14 protein-coding genes and 1 pseudogene are annotated in these 19,220 nt (G+C 73.2%); 7 read left to right on the top strand and 8 right to left on the bottom strand.

The genetic code is table 11. From position 1 onward, the window contains the following. The first annotated feature begins 35 nt into the window (after positions 1-35). Together ACZ6ZN_RS04100 and ACZ6ZN_RS04095 are read left to right on the top strand one after the other, a co-directional pair. Entirely contained in the window at positions 36-341 is a 306-nt protein-coding gene (locus tag ACZ6ZN_RS04100; protein ID WP_451879296.1) for a 4a-hydroxytetrahydrobiopterin dehydratase, read from the top strand. A gap of 4 nt (positions 342-345) precedes the next feature. After that, entirely contained in the window at positions 346-1,089 is a 744-nt protein-coding gene (locus ACZ6ZN_RS04095; RefSeq protein WP_469642914.1) for a class I SAM-dependent methyltransferase, read from the top strand. A gap of 206 nt (positions 1,090-1,295) precedes the next feature. On the opposite strand, the gene ACZ6ZN_RS04090 is transcribed toward ACZ6ZN_RS04095, so the two are convergent. Then, entirely contained in the window at positions 1,296-4,214 is a 2,919-nt protein-coding gene (locus ACZ6ZN_RS04090) for a glycoside hydrolase family 48 protein (RefSeq protein WP_469642912.1), read from the bottom strand. A gap of 551 nt (positions 4,215-4,765) precedes the next feature. Here ACZ6ZN_RS04090 and ACZ6ZN_RS04085 point away from each other — a divergent pair. From ACZ6ZN_RS04085 to ACZ6ZN_RS04075, 3 genes are all read left to right on the top strand, one after another. Continuing rightward, entirely contained in the window at positions 4,766-6,487 is a 1,722-nt protein-coding gene (locus tag ACZ6ZN_RS04085; protein ID WP_469642910.1) for a glycoside hydrolase family 6 protein, read from the top strand. A gap of 145 nt (positions 6,488-6,632) precedes the next feature. Continuing rightward, complete coding sequence (locus ACZ6ZN_RS04080) at positions 6,633-7,544, top strand: class I SAM-dependent methyltransferase (RefSeq protein ID WP_469642909.1); 912 nt, start codon at positions 6,633-6,635, stop codon at positions 7,542-7,544. A 93-nt stretch (positions 7,545-7,637) separates the two neighbouring features. Then, positions 7,638-8,339, top strand: a complete 702-nt coding sequence (locus ACZ6ZN_RS04075; protein WP_451879300.1) for an SDR family oxidoreductase — start codon at positions 7,638-7,640, stop codon at positions 8,337-8,339. A 98-nt stretch (positions 8,340-8,437) separates the two neighbouring features. Here the strand turns inward: ACZ6ZN_RS04075 and ACZ6ZN_RS04070 are convergent, their stop codons facing one another. The 3 genes from ACZ6ZN_RS04070 to ACZ6ZN_RS04060 all read right to left on the bottom strand — a co-directional run bounded on the left by ACZ6ZN_RS04070 (position 8,438) and on the right by ACZ6ZN_RS04060 (position 12,424). Continuing rightward, positions 8,438-9,229: an aldo/keto reductase gene (locus tag ACZ6ZN_RS04070; protein ID WP_398109922.1), complete on the bottom strand. Its 792-nt coding sequence runs from the start codon at positions 9,227-9,229 to the stop codon at positions 8,438-8,440. A gap of 157 nt (positions 9,230-9,386) precedes the next feature. Continuing rightward, a complete protein-coding gene (locus tag ACZ6ZN_RS04065; RefSeq protein WP_451879301.1) occupies positions 9,387-11,213 on the bottom strand; it encodes an AMP-dependent synthetase/ligase in 1,827 nt (608 codons plus the stop codon). A 332-nt stretch (positions 11,214-11,545) separates the two neighbouring features. Beyond that, positions 11,546-12,424, bottom strand: coding sequence for a LysR substrate-binding domain-containing protein (locus ACZ6ZN_RS04060; protein WP_469642906.1), 879 nt, complete (start codon positions 12,422-12,424; stop codon positions 11,546-11,548). Positions 12,425-12,563: 139 nt separating this feature from the next. On the opposite strand from ACZ6ZN_RS04060, the gene ACZ6ZN_RS04055 reads away from it, so the two are divergent. Continuing rightward, positions 12,564-13,601 carry a bile acid:sodium symporter family protein gene (locus tag ACZ6ZN_RS04055; RefSeq protein ID WP_451879302.1) on the top strand — a complete coding sequence of 346 codons (1,038 nt, stop codon included), beginning with the start codon at positions 12,564-12,566 and terminating at the stop codon, positions 13,599-13,601. Here ACZ6ZN_RS04055 and ACZ6ZN_RS04050 read toward each other — a convergent pair. The 3 genes and pseudogenes from ACZ6ZN_RS04050 to ACZ6ZN_RS04040 form a co-directional block, all read right to left on the bottom strand. Next, on the bottom strand, positions 13,537-14,772 hold the full coding sequence (locus tag ACZ6ZN_RS04050) for a DUF4185 domain-containing protein (protein ID WP_469642904.1): 1,236 nt from the start codon (positions 14,770-14,772) through the stop codon (positions 13,537-13,539). The genes ACZ6ZN_RS04055 and ACZ6ZN_RS04050 overlap by 65 nt on opposite strands. Positions 14,773-14,783: 11 nt before the next feature. After that, positions 14,784-16,655 (bottom strand): annotated as a pseudogene (locus ACZ6ZN_RS04045) (exo-alpha-sialidase). Positions 16,656-16,817: 162 nt separating this feature from the next. After that, positions 16,818-17,735: a quinone oxidoreductase family protein gene (locus ACZ6ZN_RS04040; RefSeq protein WP_469642902.1), complete on the bottom strand. Its 918-nt coding sequence runs from the start codon at positions 17,733-17,735 to the stop codon at positions 16,818-16,820. Positions 17,736-17,837: 102 nt separating this feature from the next. On the opposite strand from ACZ6ZN_RS04040, the gene ACZ6ZN_RS04035 reads away from it, so the two are divergent. Next, a complete protein-coding gene (locus ACZ6ZN_RS04035) occupies positions 17,838-18,275 on the top strand; it encodes a MarR family winged helix-turn-helix transcriptional regulator (RefSeq protein WP_451879306.1) in 438 nt (145 codons plus the stop codon). An 89-nt stretch (positions 18,276-18,364) separates the two neighbouring features. Here ACZ6ZN_RS04035 and fdhD read toward each other — a convergent pair whose 3' ends face one another. Further along, positions 18,365-19,213 (bottom strand): formate dehydrogenase accessory sulfurtransferase FdhD, encoded by an 849-nt coding sequence (gene fdhD / locus ACZ6ZN_RS04030; protein ID WP_398109424.1) that lies wholly within the window; start codon positions 19,211-19,213, stop codon positions 18,365-18,367. Between the last annotated feature and the right edge of the window lie 7 nt (positions 19,214-19,220).

The raw sequence follows: 19,220 nt of genomic DNA, 5'->3' as shown, positions 1-19,220 counted from the left end.
ACGAGGACGCCGCAGCCAGTGGAGGAGCGCAGCCCATGTCCGTAGCGCCGCTGTCGCAGAAGGAGATCGAGGACCGGCTGGCCGAACTGCCGGGCTGGTCGCTCGACGGGGACCGCATCAGCCGCTCCTACCGCCTGGCCTCGCACACCGCCGCGACGGCCATGGTCGTGCACATCGCCCAGGTGCAGGAGGAGCTCGACCACCACTCCGACCTGACCCTGGGCTACGACACCGTGTCCCTGTCCGTGCACACCCACAGCGCCGGCGGCGCCGTCACCGGCAAGGACTTCGAGCTGGCCCGCAGGGTGGAGGACCTGGCCCCCGCGCACGGGGCACACTGACCGCGTGCTGGACTACGACGAGGAAGCGGAACGCTACGACGCGTCCCGCGGCGGCGAACCCCGGGCGGCGGCCGCCGCGGAGGCGGTCCTGGGACTCCTGCCGCCGGACACGCGCGACCTCCTCGACGTCGCCTGCGGCACCGGCATCGTGACCCGCCGGCTCGCCGCCGGCCGCCCGCACCTGCGGGTGACCGGCGTCGACCTCGCCGACGCCATGGCGCGCCGGGCCGCCGCCCGGCTCCCCGGCGCGGTCGTCCGGGCCGACAGCCGCCGACTGCCGTTCGGGGACGGCCGGTTCGACGCGGTGTGCAGCGTGTGGCTGCTGCACCTGGTGGACGGGCCGGCCGAGGTGCGGGCCGTCGTCGCCGAGTGCGCCCGGGTGCTGCGGCCCGGCGGGGTCTACGTCACGACGGTGGACAAGTCCGCCTCCCACAACGTGGGCAGCGACATCGATGTCGTCCTGGCGGCCCGCCCGCCGGGCCCGGTCCGGGACGCCGCGACGGACGTCGAGTCCTGCGCCGCCGCCCACGGCCTGGTGCCGGCCGGAGACGCCCGCTTCACCGGCCACGGGCAGGGCCGCAGCCCCCGCCGCACCATCGCCGACCTGCGCCGGGGCTGGTTCGTCACGCTGCCGCCGGGCGACGCCCTCGCCGAGGACTTCGCCGCGCGGCTGGCCCGGCTCCCCGACCAGGACCGGCCGCGTCCCGACCCGGTGTTCAGGCTGCGGGCGTTCCGCAAGGCCGGGTGACCTCCACGGCCCGCTCGGCCGGCCCGGCCCCCGCGGCCGGTGGATCCGGGAGGTGGGCGGATCGTGTCCGCCACGGGGACGTGCGGAGGCCGGGCGGCTCCCCTGCGGGGGGAGCCGCCCGGCCGTGGTGGCCCCGCGTCAGGTGCGGGACCGCGTACGCGGGGCCTCGGACGCGCCCGGCTCGCACGGGCGGCGCCCGGCGGGGGCTATTCGAGAAGCTCCGCGTACGAGCCCATGGCCAGGGCGATGTCCGCCTGGGCCCAGAACCGGTGATAGGTGAACGACGGCACCGCACCGCCCGCGAGATAGCTCTCGATCTTCGACCACGCGGGGTCGTCCTCGTAGAAGGAGCGGATCGAGTCGAACGTCGACGACGAGTGGATCGCGTCACCGTTCGGCATCGTGCCCGTCCAGCCGCTCGGGATGTACACCGGGTCGTCGAACCGGTTGTAGTCCGCCCGGTTCTCCGGCACGGCGATGCCGAGCGCGTCCTGGTGGTTGTCCCACATGCCGTCCAGCAGCTTCTTCGCCGCCGCCGCGGCCTCCGTGTCACCGGAGCGGTCCGCGTAGTACGTCAGGGTCTTGGCGTACGCGGCGGCGACACCGACGTCGTCGGTGTAGTCGGCGACACTCACGTGCAGCCCGCTGTTGGCGCCGGGGCTGGACGCGTTCCAGGTGTCGGGCCGGCCCGACCACGTGAGCGTCGAGGGGACGCGGTAGGTGCCGTCCGGGTGGAACGTGGTCTCGGACAGCGCCCAGTCGACCCACTTGTCGAGGACCGCCTTGGCCTTCGCGTTGCCGGTCTGCTGGTACAGCTCGGCGACGCGCTCCATGGACCACGCCTGGAAGCCGAACCATTGGTTGGAGGGCGGGTCGTGGTACACGGGCTTCTCGTCGTAGTACATGCCGTAGAACGTCGGCGTGCCCGCGGGCGGGGTCGCGTAGCGGCCCGCCCAGCTGTTGGTCGCGCCACCCGCGATCGCGCCCTCGTCCGACTGCAGCCAGCGGTAGAACTCCAGCTGCCGGTCCATGGACTTGGCCCAGTCCGCCGCGCCCGTCGCCGACTTGGGCTTCAGCGGCGCGTAGTTGCCGAGCGCGTAGGCCGCCAGGGGGTTCTGGTAGCCGCCGTGGGCGTGGCTGGAGCCGATCCGCCAGGCCCAGCCGGCGCTCGTGTCCGTCGCGCCGCCCCAGGCGTAGTACCAGGACATCAGGTAGAACGAGGCGTCCTTGCCGGTGCCCGCGGGGCAGGCCGAGGGACCGACGCAGTTGCCGACCTTCTTGAAGTACTTGTCGAACATGGAGTAGCGCAGGTAGTCGCCCATCTTGGCGGCCTTGCCGACCGTCGCGGAGACGGCCGAGCCCTTGCCCTGCTCCTTCGCCCACAGGTCCGCCCAGTAGGCGGCCTGCACGGCCCGCGCGTCGGCGTCCGGCGCGTTCGTGAACTTCCACTGCTTGGCGTAGGAGGCGTCACCGGTGAACAGGTCCAAAAAGCCGTTCTTCCCGCCGTACTTGAAGGCGTCGCAGGTCGGCTGGGGGACCGTCTCCCACACCGACTCCTGCGCGCCGCGCTGGAAGGTGTTGATGTAGGACGGGCCGGTGTCCGAGGGGCCCGCCTCGCACTTGCCGGGGGCGTTGCCGAAGCCGTAGACGTTGTCGACGTCCTGCAACCAGTGCATGCCGTAGACGTCGTCCGTGCCGTACGCGCTCTTCAGCTCGGCCGCGATCGGGTCGGACCCGGCGGTCACACCGGTGTCGAGCCGGGCCGGGTACTCGTTCGGCGTGTCCAGCTCGGGCGCGTAGGTGGCCGGCTTGGACGGGTTGTAGAACGAGTTGGTCGGCTGGTCGGCGTGGGTGGGGATCATGTACTTCTCCATCAGCTCCCACGCGCCGTTGAACTTGGACCAGTCACCCGTGACCTTGCCGTACATGGCCTGCAGCCACAGCAGGTAGCTGTACGCCTCCGACGTGGTCTCGTGGCCGTGGTCCGGCGCCTCGACGATCAGCGTCTCGACCGAGTGGTAGGGGATGCCCTCGGGGGAGAAGTAGCCGTTCGCCGGGTTGGTGATCTTCCCGTAGAGCTCCAGGAAGCGGGCGTCGTAGACCTTCGCCGCCGCCAGCTGGGTGACGGTGACGGCGGCCTTCGCGTGGCCCGGGGCCGTCGACTCGAACACCGCCGACCCGGAACCGGAGCCCGCCGCCGTCACGGTCACCTTCTGCGCGGTGTTCCAGTTCTGCGGCGTGAAGGTCAGTGTGGCTCCGCCCGTGACCGACAACGCCGAGTTGCCGCTCGCCCGGGCCGAGGTCACCGTCACGTTCGCGGTGGGCTGTTTCGACAGCTTCACCTCGTACGTGCCCGACTTGCCCGACTGGACGCCCAGTTGCAGGGGGGAGGCCACCACGGTCGGGCCCGAGGAGACGGTGATGCCGACCGGGGTGGAGCCGGCGGAGGCGCCCGTGCTGTCGTACGCCTTCGCCACGAGGGAATGGCCGCCGACCGCCAGGTCGGAGACGGAGAGCGTGTAGGGCGCGCTCGTGTCGGTGCCGAGCAGCGTGGTGTCGTCGTAGAACTCGACCTTGTCGATCGTGGCGCCGTCCGCGGCGGCTGCGGTCGCCGCCAGGGGGACGGCCTGGCCCTGCGTGTAGACCGCGCCCGCGGCCGGGCTGGTCAGCACGGCGATCGGCGGCTGGTGCGCCCCCGTGCAGGCGGTGCCGTTGACCGAGAAGGAGGACGGGGCGGTGTTGGTTCCGCTGTAGGAGAATTGTGCGCCGGTGGAGACGGCGGCCCCGGCGGCGACCCGGGCGTTGTGCGGGGCGTTGCGCACGGTGATGGTCTGCCCGGACTGCGACCAGGTGCCGTTCCAGCCGTTGCCCAGCTTCTGGTTGCCGGAGTACGCGTAGGTCAGGGTCCAGCCGTCGATGGCGTCCGCGCCGCGGTTGGTGAGCGTCAGGTCCACGGTGAAGCCGGAGCCCCAGTCGTTCGCCTTGTAGTCCACGCTGCACCGAAGTGGCGCCGCCTGTGCGGGAGTCGACCCTGAGGAGAGCATCGTCAGCGGAAGGGCGAGGGCCGCGACTGCGGCGGTCCACAGCCGACGTACGGCTCTCCCTCTCCGGGGTGGGGGATGCATGATGCCGGTTCCTCCTTGCGGCTCGGAGAAGTCACGTCCTGAACCAGTGGGAGCGCTCCCATAGTGCGGACCGGTCAGGTACCGGTCAAGGTTCGCGAAGAGTCGAAAACATTCGACGGGCCGGACCAGGCGAGACGCGCGGCCCCGGGAGTGCAGGTCGGGGCCCGGTGCGAGAAAGTCGGCAACTCCCCTGTCCATTCGCGGGAGTTGCCGCTACCTTCCATGACACCAGTGGGAGCGATTCCATCAGTCGGCACCCGTGTCACCGGATGCCCGAGCTGCAAGGAGTCGCTCATGCGACACCCCCCGCGTTCCGTACATCGAGCCACCACCGGCGACACCGCCCGTGCGTGGTGGCCGTCCGCTGCCCAGGCACCGGGCCCGTAGGACGCCGCGCCGGCCCCGCATGCCCGCGGACACCCCGGCGCGCACCCCGCACGCCACGCACACCTGCGGACTCCGCAGGCACTCGGCGACACCGCACACGCCCTCGGGGAACCGCACGCCCTCAGGGAAACCGCACGCACCCCACGGAAGAGGAACCCCCACTCATGAGCCGTACCAGAACCGCGTTACTCGCCGCCACGGCCCTGGTCGCCGGAGCGACCGGGACCGCCTTCGCGGTCGACCCGGGCGGCGCCGGCGCCGCCGCCGTCCCCTGCACGGTCGACTACACGATCCAGAACCAGTGGAGCACCGGCTTCACCGCCGCCGTCACCGTCACCAACCACAGCGCGGCCAAGTCGTCCTGGTCGCTGAAGTGGTCCTACGCCGGCAACCAGAAGGTCGCCAGCGGCTGGAACGCCCGGATCAGCCAGAGCGGCACCGCCGTCACCGCCGCCAACGAGAGCTACAACGCCCAGCTGGCCACCGGCGGTTCGGTCAGCTTCGGCTTCCAGGGCAGCTACAGCGGCAGCAACGCGATTCCCGCCGGCTTCACTCTCGACGGCGTCACCTGCAACGTCGACGGCGGCGGTCCCGGCGGCCCCACCGACCCGCCGGACCCGGGCGGCCCCTCCGGCCGGGTGGACAACCCCTACGAGGGCGCCAAGGTGTACGTCAACCCGGAGTGGTCCGCGAAGGCCGCCGCGGAACCGGGCGGCAGCCGGGTCGCCAACCAGCCCACCGGCGTCTGGCTGGACCGGATCGCCGCCATCGGGGGCGTCAACGGCGGCATGGGCCTGCGCGACCACCTCGACGAGGCCCTGCGCCAGAAGGGCTCCGGCGAGCTCGTCGTCCAGCTCGTCATCTACAACCTGCCCGGCCGGGACTGCTCCGCCCTCGCCTCCAACGGCGAGCTCAAGGCCGACGAGATCGGCCGCTACAAGACCGAGTACATCGATCCGATCAAGGCGATCCTCGCGGACTCCAAGTACGCCTCGCTGCGGATCGTCACCACCGTCGAGATCGACTCGCTGCCGAACCTGGTCACCAACACCGGCAGCCGCCCGACGGCTGTTCCGCAGTGCGACGTGATGAAGGCCAACGGCAACTACGTCAAGGGCGTCGGCTACGCGCTGAACAAGCTCGGCGACGTGCCGAACGTCTACAACTACGTCGACGCCGGGCACCACGGCTGGATCGGCTGGGACGACAACTTCGGCCCCTCCGCGGCCCTGTTCAAGGAGGCGGCGACCGCCGAGGGCGCCACCGTGAACGACGTCCACGGCTTCATCACCAACACGGCGAACTACAGCGCGCTGAAGGAGGAGAACTTCGCCATCGGCGACAGCGTGGCCGGCAAGTCCGTCCGCGAGTCGAAGTGGGTCGACTGGAACCGCTACACCGACGAGCTGTCCTTCGCCCAGGGCTTCCGCAACCAGCTCGTCTCGGCCGGCTTCCCCTCCGGCATCGGCATGCTGATCGACACCTCCCGCAACGGCTGGGGCGGCAGCGCGCGGCCCGCCGGTCCCGGCCCGCAGACCTCCGTCGACGCCTACGTCGACGGCGGCCGCTACGACCGCCGGATCCACCTGGGCAACTGGTGCAACCAGGCCGGAGCGGGCCTCGGCGAACGCCCGCGGGCCAACCCGGCTGCCGGGATCGACGCCTACGTGTGGATGAAGCCGCCGGGCGAGTCCGACGGGTCGAGCAAGGCCATCGACAACAACGAGGGCAAGGGCTTCGACCGCATGTGCGACCCGACCTACACGGGCAATCCGCGCAACAACAACAACATGTCCGGCGCCCTGCCGGACGCGCCGGTCTCCGGGCACTGGTTCTCCGCCCAGTTCCGGCAACTGATGCAGAACGCCTACCCGCCGCTGTCCTGACCTCCTGAGGGCCCGTCCGCGCGGGCCCGCCGGGCCTTCCGGCCCGGCGGGCCCCCGCGGGATTTTTGCTCAGGCGGCAACACCGGTGGCTTTCTCGCGGTGCGTCGGCGCACGCTGGCCGCATCCGAGCGAGAGGCTGAGCACCATGGCGCACCGGCACGACCCCCACCACGAGCACGAGCACACGCCCGGGCAGGGCCGTCACCACGGCCACACGGACGTGGACTGGGCCGAGATGGGCCCGCTGCTCGAGTCCTCGGCCGAACTCTTCGCGTCCCTCTACGAGCGGGCGCTGGGCTGGCTGGCGCAGGAGGTGACCGAGCCGGGGCTGATCGTGGACGCGGGCAGCGGGCCGGGTGTCGTGGCGTGCCTGTTCGCGGAGACGTTCCCGGGCGCGCGGATCGTCGCGGTGGACGGTTCGCAGCCGCTGCTGGAGCGGGCCACGGCCCGGGCCGAGCGGCTCGGCGTCGCGGACCGCTTCGGCACGATCGCCGGCGAACTGCCCGACGTGCTCGGCGAGCTGGACTACCCGGCGGATCTGCTCTGGGCCAGCCGCAGCCTGCACCACCTCGGCGACCAGCGGGCCGCGCTCGCCGCGTTCGCGGCGCGGCTGGCGCCCGGCGGCACCCTCGCCCTCATGGAGGGCGGGCTGCCCCCGCGGTTCCTGCCGCGCGACATCGGCATCGGCCGGCCCGGGCTCCAGGCGCGGATCGACGCGGTGCAGGCCGAGTGGTTCACCCGGATGCGCACCGACCTGCCCGGACACGTGGCCGAGACGGAGGACTGGCCGGCCCTGCTGTCGGCTGCGGGCCTGAAGCACACCAGGACCCACAGCTTCCTGCTGGACCTCCCGGCGCCCGCGCCGGACCGGGTCCGCGCCCACCTCGTGGCCACCCTGTCGCACATGCGCGACCAGCTTGCCGAAGGGCTCGACGCCGAGGACCTCGCGACCGTCGACCGCCTCCTCGACCCCGGCGACGAGGCGAGCCTGCACCGCCGCCAGGACGTGTTCCTCCTGGAGGCCCACACGGTCCACACGGCGGTCCGGCCGGGATAGCCGGCGGGCGCGGCACCGCCCCTTGACTTCGAGAGCACTTCACCTGATGGACTCCCCGGCACCCACCACCCGGTCCACCCACAGGGGGAATCCATGTCCGAGTCCCGAGTAGCACTCATCACCGGCGGCGGCAGCGGCATCGGCGCCGCGGTCGCACGGCGCCTGCTGGACGCCGGGCACCGGGTCGCCGTCACCGGGCGGGGGGAGGAGCGGCTGCGGCACTTCGCCGAGGAGCTGGGGCGGCCCGAGGGGCTGCTGACCCTCACCGGTGACACCGCCGCGTACGAGGACGTCCGGGCGGCCGTCGACTCCACCCTGAAGGCGTTCGGCCGGCTCGACGCGGTCGTCGCCAACGCCGGGTCCGCGACCCACGACACGGTCGGCGAGGGCGACCCGGCGGGCTGGAGGGACATGGTGCTGACCAACGTTCTCGGCCCGGCGCTGCTGATCCGGGCGTCCGTCGGCGCGCTGAGGGAGACGCGCGGCCGGATCGTGCTGATCGGCAGCGTGGCCGGGTTCGTGAACACCCCCGGGAACCTCTACGGCGCCACGAAGTGGGCCGTGACCGGACTGGCCGAGAACACCCGGCGCCAGGTCACCGAGTGGGGCGTGGGCGTCACCCTGGTCGCGCCCGGCCGGACGGAGACCCCCTTCTGGGACTCCTACGGCAGCCTCCCGCCCGGCCACCTCCTCACCGCCGGCCAGATCGCCGACTCGGTGGTCTGGGCGATCGGGCAGCCGGCCGGTGTCGACGTCAACACGATCGTCGTGCGGCCGCTGGGCCAGCCCGTCTGAGCGGACCGGGCACCGCCACGGGGGCGGAACCGGCGGCGCCCCGGCCCGCGAGCCGCGAGGCTTCGGGCCGGGGCGCAGCGCGTCGTGCGGGACACCGCTCAGGCGTCGTTGAACTCCGCCGGGTGCGGGCCGATGCGGCGGTCCTCGTTCAGGGCGCTGATCGCGGCCAGGTCCTCGTCGTCGAGGCTGAAGTCGAAGACCTCGATGTTCTCCTTGATCCGCGACGGCGTCACGGACTTCGGGATCACCACGTTGCCCAGCTGGAGGTGCCAGCGCAGCACGACCTGGGCGGGGGTGCGCCCGTGCTTGCGGGCGATGGCGACGATCGCCGGGACCTCCAGCAGGCCCTTGCCCTGGCCCAGCGGCGACCAGGCCTCCGTGGCGATGCCGTGCTCCGCGTGGTACTCACGGGCGGCCTGCTGCTGCAGGTGCGGGTGCAGCTCGATCTGGTTCACCGCGGGGACGACCGACGTCTCGCCGATCAGCTTCTCGAGGTGCTCCGGAAGGAAGTTCGAGACGCCGATGGCCTTGATCCGGCCGTCGGCGTGCAGCTTCTCGAACGCCTTGTAGGTGTCGACGTACAGACCCCGCTCCGGCGTCGGCCAGTGGATCAGGTACAGGTCGACGTAGTCGAGGCCGAGCTTCTCCAGCGACGCGTCGAAGGCGCGCAGGGTGGAGTCGTACCCCTGGTCGGCGTTCCAGAGCTTGGTCGTGACGAAGAGTTCCTCGCGGGGGACGCCGGACGCGGCGACGGCCTTGCCGGTGCCCTGCTCGTTGCCGTAGATCGCCGCTGTGTCGATGCTGCGGTACCCGGCCTCCAGCGCCGCCGCGACGGCCGTCTCGGCCTCGTCGTCCGGCACCTGCCAGACGCCGAAGCCCAGCTGGGGCATCTCGACGCCGTTGTTCAGGATGATCGGGGGGACCTTGCTCACGAGCTCTCGATCCTTCGGTTTGCGGTCAGGTGTGCTCCCATCCTCAACGATCACGTGCCGTGATGCATTCCTGACGGGAGGATTCCGAAGCGACGAATGCCCCGTACGGCAGCGGTCACGCCCGGTACAGCGCCTCGACCTCGTCCTCGTAGGCCTTCTCGATCGCCCGGCGCTTGAGCTTCAGCGAGGGCGTCAGCAGCCCGTGCTCCTCGGTGAACGGCTGGGCCAGGATGCGGAAGGTGCGGATGGACTCCGCCTGCGAGACCAGCGTGTTGGCGGCCACGACCGCGCGCCGCACCTCCGTCTCCAGGTCCTCGTCGCGCACCAGCTCCGCCGGGGACAGCCGCGGCTTGTTCCGCATCGCCAGCCAGTGCTCGACGGCCTCCTGGTCGAGGGTCACCAGGGCGGCGATGTAGGGGCGGTCGTTGCCGACGACGATGCACTGGTTGACCAGCGGGTGGTCCCGGACCCGCTCCTCCAGCACGCCGGGCGAGACGCTCTTGCCGCCGGAGGTGACCAGGATCTCCTTCTTGCGGCCGGTGATGGTGAGGTAGCCGTCCTCGTCGAGCACACCGAGGTCGCCGGTGGCCAGCCAGCCGTCGTGCAGGGTCGCGTCGGTGGCCTTGGGATTGTTCAGGTAGCCCTGGAACACGTTGTCGCCGCGCAGCCAGATCTCACCGTCGTCCGCGATGTGGACGGTCATGCCGGGGATGGGCCGGCCGACCGTGCCGAAGCGGGTGCGCCCGGGCGGGTTGGCCGTGGCGGCAGCCGTGGACTCGGTGAGCCCGTAGCCCTCGTAGATGTGCACGCCCGCGCCGGCGAAGAACAGGCCCAGGCGCCGGTCCATCGCCGAGCCGCCGGACATGGCGTGCTTGATGCGGCCGCCCATCGCCGCGCGGATCTTGGCGTAGACCAGCTTGTCGAACAGCTGGTGCTGCATGCGCAGGCCGGCGGAGGGGCCCGGGCCGGTTCCCCAGGCCTTCGCCTCCATGGCGTCGGCGTACTTGACGGCGATGTCCACGGCCTTCTCGAAGGGGCCGGAGCGGCCCTCCTTCTCGGCCTTGCGGCGGGCCGCGTTGAACACCTTCTCGAAGATGTACGGCACGGCCAGGAAGAACGTCGGCCTGAAGGCCGCGAGGTCCGGCAGCAGGGCCGCCGCGTTCAGCTGGGGCTGGTGGCCGAACTTCACCTTCCCGCGGATCCCGGCGACCTGCACCATCCGCCCGAAGACGTGCGCGAGCGGCAGGAACAGCAGGGTCGTGGCCTCGTCGCCGCGCCGGGAGTGGAACACCGGCTCCCAGCGCTCGATGACGGTGTCCGCCTCGTACATGAAGTTGCCGTGCGTGAGCAGGCAGCCCTTGGGCCGGCCGGTGGTGCCCGAGGTGTAGATGATGGTCGCGACGGAGTCGGGCGTGACGGCCTGGCGGTGGCGGTGCACCACCTCGTCGTCGAGGTGGGCCCCGGCGTCGTACAGCTCGTGCACCGCGCCCGCGTCGAGCTGCCACAGCCGGCCCAGCCGCGGCAGCCGGTCGATGACGGTGGCGATCGTCATGGCGTGGTCCTCGTGCTCCACGATCGCGGCCGTCACCTCGGCGTCGTACAGCATCCAGAAGCACTGCTCGGCCGACGACGTCGGATAGACCGGCACCACCTGGGCGCCGACGGTCCACAGCGCGTAGTCGAAGAGGGTCCACTCGTAGCGGGTGCGGGACATGATCGCGACACGGTCGCCGAACCGGACGCCGCTCGCGAGCAGCCCCTTGGCCAGGGCGAGCACCTCGTCGCGGAACTCGGCGCTCGTGACGTCCCGCCACTGCCCGGTGTCGTCCTTGCGGCCCAGCGCGACGTGCTGCGGATCCTCCTCGGCATACCGGAAGACCACGTCGGCCAGACCGCCCACCGGAGGTGCCGACGCCGACGGAGGGTTGGTGAACTCGCGCAAACCCCGCTCCCGCTCCTCAGCGCTTCGGTTGGGTGACGCCCCGCACAGCGCCGTGAAAGCTACCCCACGCGACCGGGGCACGGGAGGGGGCCGAAGGTGAGCAGGGCTCTCGTCCCCGCTGGTCAGCAGGGGAAAATGCGCTCACATGGGGAAGGGTCGGACACATTCCTGACGGTTGAGTAAGTTTCGGTGCCGTAATCTCCACCGAATCTGTACGACCGGGCCGCCGACCGGGCCGCCGACCGGTGCGGCGCCGGGAAGGTGTCTCTTCTGTCAGCGCACCGCGGCCGCGATCCGTCACTGCTCACGCCGGATCCCGCCCGCCTCCGGGGTCACAGGCCCTTGCCTCCGTTGCGGCGCAGCCGGTCCCCGCCCGACAGCAGCGCCGCCGCCAGGGCGTCGGCCGCGCCGTGTGCGGACGGCCGGCGCCGGCCGTGGACCACGACGAAGTCGACCTGCCCGAGCTCCGGCAGTCCGGCCCGCTCCGGCATCCGGACCAGCCCCGGCGGGATCAGCCCCCGCGAGTGGGCCATCACGCCCAGCCCCGCCCGGGCCGCCGCGAGGAGACCGTTGAGGCTGCCGCTGGTGCACACCACCCGCCACTGCCGGCCCTGCCGCTCCAGGGCCTCCAGGGCCAGCGCGCGGGTGATGCCGGGCGGCGGGTAGACGATCAGCGGCACCGGCCGGCCGGGGTCGAGCCGCAGGCCCTCCGCGCCGATCCAGACCAGCCGGTCCTGCCGCACCAGCTCGCCCCGCGGGTCCTCGGGCCGCCGCTTGGCCAGGACCAGGTCCAGCTTCCCGGCCGCCAGCTGCTCGTGCAGCGTGCCCGACAGCTCGACCGTCAGCTCCAGGTCGACCTCCGGGTGCTCGTGCCGGAAGGCCTCGAGGATCTCCGGCAGCCGGGTGAGCACGAAGTCCTCCGAGGCGCCGAAGCGCAGCCGCCCGCGCAACCGGGTGCCGGTGAAGAAGGCCGTCGCCTGCTCGTGCACCTCCAGGATGCGCCGGGCGAAACCGAGCATCGCCTCGCCGTCCTCGGTCAGCTCCACCGAGTGTGTGTCCCGGCTGAACAGGGTCCGCCCGGCGGCGTCCTCCAGCCGCCGGACGTGCTGGCTGACGGTCGACTGGCGCAGCCCGAGCCGCCGCGCGGCCCGGGTGAAGCTCAGCGTCTGCGCCACCGACAGGAACGTGCGCAGATGGGCGGGGTCGTACACGCCTCCACGCTATCGCGGATCGCGATAGCAGTGAGTGCGGCATACGGGATTCCCGATCGCCGGACGGGGGAGCAGGATGGAAGGGGGCCGTACCGGCCCCGCACCGAAGTACCGCCGCAGCACGAGCAAGTGGAGCACCGTGAAACGCCTGCACCGGCCCCGTCGGCTGCCGATCGACCCGTACATCCTGCTGCTCCTCGGGACGGTGGGGCTCGCCGCCCTGCTCCCGGCGCGCGGGCAGGCCGCCGACGCGGCCTCCTGGGCCTCCACGGCGGCCGTCGCCCTGCTGTTCTTCCTGTACGGCGCGCGGCTGTCCACCCGCGAGGCGCTCGACGGGCTGCGGCACTGGCGGCTCCACGTCACCGTGCTGGCCTGCACCTTCGCCGTCTTCCCGCTGCTCGGCCTGGCGGCCGGGGGCCTGGTGCCGGTGATCCTCACGCACCCCCTCCACCAGGGGCTGCTCTTCCTCACGCTCGTGCCGTCGACCGTCCAGTCCTCCATCGCCTTCACCTCCATCGCCCGCGGCAACGTGCCCGCCGCGATCTGCGCCGGTTCCTTCTCCTCCCTCGTCGGGATCGTCGCCACCCCGCTGCTCGCCGCCTCGCTGCTCGGCAGCAGCACCGGCTTCTCCGCCGACTCGGTGGTGAAGATCGTGCTCCAGCTGCTCGTGCCGTTCCTCGCCGGGCAGGTGCTGCGCCGCTGGATCGGCGGGTTCGTCGCCCGCCACAAGAAGGTCCTGTCCCTGGTCGACCGCGGCTCGATCCTGCTCGTCGTCTACACCGCGTTCAGCCAGGGCATGGTGCAGGGCATCTGGCACCAGGTCAGCCCGGCACGGTTGGGCGGACTGTTCGCCGTCGAGGCGGTGATCCTCGCCGTGATGCTCGCGCTGACCTGGTACGGCGGCAAGGCGCTGCGCTTCGGCCGGGCCGACCGGATCGCCCTGCAGTTCGCCGGCTCCAAGAAGTCCCTGGCGGCCGGACTGCCCATGGCGAGCGTCCTGTTCGGCGCGCAGGCCGCGCTGGCGGTGCTGCCGCTGATGCTGTTCCACCAGATGCAGCTGATCGTGTGCGCGGTGATCGCCAAGCGGCGGGCACGGGACCCGGAGGCGCGGCTCAGCGGGGCGGAGCCAGCCGCAGCGTCACGAAGCGCGGTCGGTACAGGGACACGTTCCGGCTGAGCCGGTCGGCCGCGTCCGCGAGGTCCAGCCAGTTGACGTCGTAGCTCAGCACCAGCCGCCCCCCGCCGCTCAGCACGGGATGCGCCTGCGGGTTGTAGGCGGCGACCCCGCCCTGCGGCAGCGGAGGGGTGAACTCCTTCGCCGGGCCGTGCCACGGCCCCTCCGGGGAGCACGCCCAGTAGGAGGCGACCGTGGTCAGGCCCCTCGCCCCGGTGGCCATCGTGAACAGCACGTACGTCCCCTCGTCCCGCACCACCGAGAACGCGCTGCCCACGCCTTTGCGCCGCCCGTCGCCCAGCACCGGCCGGGGCCGCGCTCCGGGCACCCACTCGGCGCCGCTCCAGTACTCCCAGGCCGCCGGGTCGGCGAGGGCGCCCCGCGGCACCCGGGCCACGTAGGCGTGCGAGGCGGGGCGGGCGGCGGGCCGGCCGTCGTCACCGCCGTAGACGTACGTCCAGCCGTCCCGCGCCACCAGGGTCGTGCCGAACAGCACCCGCCGGGACGGGTCCGGCACGCGGCTCTGGTCCAGGACCTCGGCGACCGACTCCAGTTCCAGCCGCGGCAGCGACAGCGTGGCGACCTCGGTGGCGGTCGGGACGCCGTAGATCCAGGGGGCCTGGCCGGTCGTGCGCACCCACAGCAGCACCCGGACCACCTGCTCGGCGGAGCCGGGGGAGCGGGGCTCCACGCGGGCGGCGACCGGCCAGCGCCACCGGCCGGGTGCGGGGTCGGCGAACAGCGGGGCGGGCAGGGTCGACTCGAGCCGCCCGTCGCGCATCAGCACCGCCGAGTTGCGCACCATCGGCGCGGTCGCGTCCCGCCAGGCGACGGGCTCCCCGACCGGGTTGGGCGGGCCGTGCACCCGGCCCAGGTAGGTGTCCGAGAACAGCCACAGCACGCGGCCGTCGGGCAGCCGCACCGAGTGGGTGCCGTCGCCGCCGGTCCAGTCGTCGGTGCGCGCGGCGTCGTCGCCGTAGCGGGCGAACTCGCCGGTGAGAGGGTCGTCCACCCGCCAGGAGGCGACGGTCCGGGCCCGGCAGGGGGCGTCGTCCGGGCCGTCGTCGTCCGGCAGGGCGACGAGCAGCGCGGCGCCGAGCACCAGGGCCAGCAGGATGCCGAGCCCGGTGCCCGTGCGCCGGCGTGCTCGTGGTGCGTCCGTGTCGTCCGGCACGTCGCGTGACGTTAGTTGCTCCCGCTCACCCGGTCCATGGGCAGGTGCAGCACGGTGCCCCGGGAGGCCGCGCCGGTTGCGCCGGACGCCAACTCCCCGTCGGACAGGGCCCGGTTCCACACGCGGACCTCGTCGACGTCCCCGGTGAGGGACGCGCGGCTGTCCATGCGCTGGCCGATGTGCACCCCGAACGGGGAGTCGCGGCTGACCGAGCCCGGCACGTCGGCGGTGGTGAAGGCGTGGCCGTCGACGAAGAGGGTCAGCCTCCCGCCGCCGCGGCGCAGCGCCAGGTGGTGCCAGCGGCCGTCGTTGCGGGCGCCGGCGGCCGACACGGAGGCCGTCCGGACGGTGCCGGCTCCCGAGCGGGTGGTGATCAGCGCCCGGATCCGGTCGCCCGCCGGTTCCCCGCGCAGCCACACCTGGGGCTGGGCGCCGCCCGTGCCGCCCATCCACAGGAACGGCTGCTCGCCGGCCGCCGCCGCGTGGCGGAAGTGCAGCGAGGCGGTGAAGTCGCCCTCGCCGAGGGCCAGCCCGGTGCGGTGGGGCAGCCGGACGGCGTCGTCGGCACCGTCGAAGGACAGGGCGCCGCCACGCACCCCGTCCGTCCGCCGGGCACCGCCCAGGACGGCCGCCGGAGCGGCGCCCGGCGCGGTGTCGGGGGTGGTGGGGTCGGCGCCCCGGCGGGGCGCCAGCCAGTCCTCGGTGAAGCGCGCGAACCGGATCTCGTCGCGGGCGTCGGCCGCGCCGCCCTCGTAGAGCAGTCCCACCGTCCGGTCGGCGACCGCCGCCATGTCGGAGTAGCCGGACCAGTCCCGTGTGACGAGCGTGCCGCGGTCCACGCTCTCCCAGGTGCGTCCGCCGTCGTAGGACTAGCGGACCATCATCGTGCGGCGGCGGTCGGGGTCGGCCGGCGCGGACAGCAGCAGCCGGTCGCCCAGGCGCAGGGTCGCGCCCTGGACCTGCGGGGTGTAGAGGTCCGGGAGGGCGCGGAAGGGGGCGGCGAAGGTGTCGCCGCCGTCGTCGCTCAGGGCCTGGGAGCGGTGGCCGGGGTCGGTGCCGTCCTGCTCGCGGCCGCTCACCAGGACGGCCCCGTCGGACCGTTCGGTGAGCGTCAGCTCCGACGGCTTCTGCCGGAACGCGCCGTCCGGCGCGACCGGCCAGGTGTCCGTGGCGCCGATCCTCCAGTGCTCGCCGCCGTCGTCGCTGACGACCAGTGCGGCGTGGTTGGCGGTGACGCGGGAGCCGTCCCACGTCTCGGCGTTGACGCCGAGCACGAGCCGGCCGGCGTGCGCGCCGCGGGCCAGCTGGATGCCGTGCACGGGCCCGGTGGCGTACCAGGCGTTCCACCGCGCGGGCCGGATCTGCCCGCTCAGGTCGCGCGGCCTCGACCAGGTCCGCCCGTCGTCGTCGCTGTGCTGCACGTGCGGGATGCGGTCGCAGGGCAGGGCGCAGTCGCCGGCGTCGCCGCGCCCGCTGTTGTACGTCTCGGCCAGCAGGATCCGGCCGGTGCGGCGGTCCACGACGGGCGTCGGGTTGCCGTGCGTGTCGCCCCCGCCCTCGGTGACGACCCGCAGCGGGCCCCAGGTGCGGCCCCCGTCGCTGGAACGCTTCACGACGATGTCGATGTCACCGCCGTCGCCGCAGCCGAGGACCCGGCCCTCGGCGAAGGCCAGCAGCGTGCCGCGGGAGGTGCGCACGAGCGCGGGGATGCGGAAGCAGGCGTATCCCGGGTCCCGGGCGGCCGTGAAGAGGACCTGCTGCGTGAACTCCGGCGCGGGGGCGGCCGGCCGGCCCCGCGCCGGACCGGCGGGCAGGAGCACCGCCCCGGCCGCGACCAGGGCGGTGAGGGCGGAACCGCGAGGTGAACGACGGCGTGACGGCATGGGGCGACCTGTCCTTGAGGGGCCCGCCGCCCGGACGGCCGGGACGGAGGGACGCCCGCCCGGTCACCCGGAACGGCATCCCCTGCCCGGCCCGCGGGCCGCGGACGGTGCGTGGCTTCGCTGATCCCCCCCCGGGAACGCGGGTCAGGGCACGGACGCCGGTCAGGGCACGAGGACGACCTTGCCGAGGTTGGACCGGCCCTCGATCTCGCCGTGCGCCTTCGCCGCGTCCTCCAGGGCGAACTGCCCGTGCACGACGGGCCGGACCTCACCGGCCGCGAACAGCCGCCACAGCTCCCGGCGCCACTGCTCGTACAGCTCGGGCCTGCCGCGGGCGACCCGGGCCGTCTGGAAGCCGATGACCGACTTCGCGCCGACGAGCAGGTCGTACGCCTGGATGGCGCCGCCCCCCGAGCTGTACGCCACCAGCCGTCCCTCGGGGACGAGGGCGTGCAGGGCCCGCGTGAGCAACTCCCCGCCGACGGCGTCCAGGACGTAGTCGACGGGGGTGCCCCAGCTCGCGTCGCCGTAGGAGATGACGTGGTCGGCACCGAGACCGCGCACGAAGTCGGCCTTGCCCGGGTCGGAGACGGCGCCCACGACGCGTCCCGCGCCGCGGGTCCTGGCCAGTTGCACCGCCAGATGGCCGACCCCGCTCGCGGCGGCCGTGACCAGCACCGCCTCACCCGGCTCGGGGCGCGCCGCCTCCAGGGCGCCGAGGGCCACCAGGCCGCTGCGGACCAGGGCCACCGCGTCGACCGCGCCCGCCTCGTCCGGGACCGGGGAGGCCATCGCCTCGTGGAGCAGCGCGTGGTCGGCGTAGCCGTGGCCGAGGCAGAGCCCCGTCACGCGGTCACCGGTGGCGAAGTCGGAGACACCGTCGCCCACGGCCGTGACCACCCCGGCGATCTCCCCGCCCAGCGGGACGGGTTCCGCGGCCTCGGCGACCTTGCGGACGACCGGGAGCGTGACGCCGATCGCCTCCGTGCGCACGAGCAGCTCCCCGGGGCCGGGCTCGGGGAGCGGGGCCTCCTCGACGAACAGGGGGCCGCCTGGAAAGTCGTAGCGGACGCGGCGCATCGCACCTCCGGGATCGCCGGTGGACCGACGAAGTCGTGGGGATTCCCAACGGTATAGGAGGATCATAGGAACACCCGACGATTACCTGGTGAGGCTGCGCCCATGTCGGAAGCTCCCCTGCCCGCGATCCGCTCCCTGCCCAGCTGGCTGCTGGGCCGTGCCGCCGCCCGCGGCCGGACCCTGGTGGCCGAGGCGCTGGCCGCCGAGGACATGCGGATGTGGCACCACGTGGTGCTCTCCGCCCTCCGCGACCTCGCCCCCGTCGCCCAGGCCGATCTGGGCCGGGCGGTCCGCCTCGACCCGAAGGACCTCGTCGGCGTCCTCGACGACCTCCAGGCGGCCGCCCTGGTGGTGCGCGCACCCGATCCGAGGGACCGCCGCAAGAACGCCGTGTCCCTCACCCCGGCGGGCGGCCGGCTGCTGGAGCGCTGCGAGGAGGCGGCCCGCGCCGCCAACGACGAACTCCTCGCGCCGCTGTCGCAGGCCGAACGGGAGCAGTTCACCGGCATGCTGCGGCGGATATCCGGCATCGCCGGCTGACGGTCACGGGCCGAGACGGGGCCCCTGCGGCGCAGGGGGCGCTCCCCGCCGGTCGGGGCCCCGCCGCCGTGCAGCGGAGGGGACCGGTCTCAGCCCTGGGCGGCCGCGGCCCGCACGGCGATACGGCCCTCACCCGCGTACACGTTCATGGAGGCGCCCCGCAGGAACCCGACCAGCGTCAGACCCGTCTCGGCGGCCAGGTCCACCGCCAGCGAGGACGGCGCGGACACGGCGGCCAGCACCGGGATGCCGGCCATCACGGCCTTCTGCGCCAGCTCGAAGGAGGCCCGGCCCGACACGAGCAGGACCGCCCGCGACAGCGGCAGCCGCCCGCTCTGCAGGGCGCGGCCGACCAGTTTGTCGACCGCGTTGTGCCGGCCCACGTCCTCCCGGACGTCGAGCAGTTCGCCCTCCTCGGAGAACAGCGCGGCCGCGTGCAGCCCGCCGGTCCGGTCGAACACCCGCTGGGCCGCGCGCAGCCGGTCGGGCAGGCTCGCCAGCAGCTCGGGTGTCACCCGCACCGGGGGAGTGTCGGCGATCGGCCAGCGGGCCGTCGTGCGGACGGCGTCCAGCGAGGCCTTGCCGCACAGTCCGCACGACGAGGTGGTGTAGACGTTGCGCTCCAGCGTGATGTCCGGGACCACCACACCGGGGGCCGTCGTCACGTCGACCACGTTGTAGGTGTTCGAGCCGTCGGCCGTCGCCCCGGCGCAGTACACGATGTTCTGCACGTCCTGCCGGCCGGCCAGCACCCCCTCGCTGACCAGGAACCCGGCGGCCAGCGCGAAGTCGTCCCCGGGCGTGCGCATGGTGATGGCCAGGGGCTTGCCGTTCAGCCGGATCTCCAGCGGTTCCTCGGCGACGAGCGTGTCGGGCCGGCTGGAGACCGCCCCGTCCCGGATGCGGAGCACCTTGCGTCGTTCCGTGACTCGTCCCATGTCCTGA

The sequence above is a fragment of the Streptomyces sp. NPDC053665 genome, from assembly GCF_055585285.1.
Note: the sequence above shows the minus strand (reverse complement) of the source record. Positions and strands in the feature narration are given on the sequence as shown.

Coding starts and splice junctions, on each gene's coding strand:
- ACZ6ZN_RS04100 (WP_451879296.1), top strand. CDS start 36: ATGTCCGTAGCGCCGCTGTCGCAGAAGGAGATCGAGGACCGGCTGGCC.
- ACZ6ZN_RS04090 (WP_469642912.1), bottom strand. CDS start 4,214: ATGCATCCCCCACCCCGGAGAGGGAGAGCCGTACGTCGGCTGTGGACC.
- ACZ6ZN_RS04085 (WP_469642910.1), top strand. CDS start 4,766: ATGAGCCGTACCAGAACCGCGTTACTCGCCGCCACGGCCCTGGTCGCC.
- ACZ6ZN_RS04080 (WP_469642909.1), top strand. CDS start 6,633: ATGGCGCACCGGCACGACCCCCACCACGAGCACGAGCACACGCCCGGG.
- ACZ6ZN_RS04075 (WP_451879300.1), top strand. CDS start 7,638: ATGTCCGAGTCCCGAGTAGCACTCATCACCGGCGGCGGCAGCGGCATC.
- ACZ6ZN_RS04070 (WP_398109922.1), bottom strand. CDS start 9,229: ATGCCCCAGCTGGGCTTCGGCGTCTGGCAGGTGCCGGACGACGAGGCC.
- ACZ6ZN_RS04040 (WP_469642902.1), bottom strand. CDS start 17,735: ATGCGCCGCGTCCGCTACGACTTTCCAGGCGGCCCCCTGTTCGTCGAG.
- ACZ6ZN_RS04035 (WP_451879306.1), top strand. CDS start 17,838: ATGTCGGAAGCTCCCCTGCCCGCGATCCGCTCCCTGCCCAGCTGGCTG.
- fdhD (WP_398109424.1), bottom strand. CDS start 19,213: ATGGGACGAGTCACGGAACGACGCAAGGTGCTCCGCATCCGGGACGGG.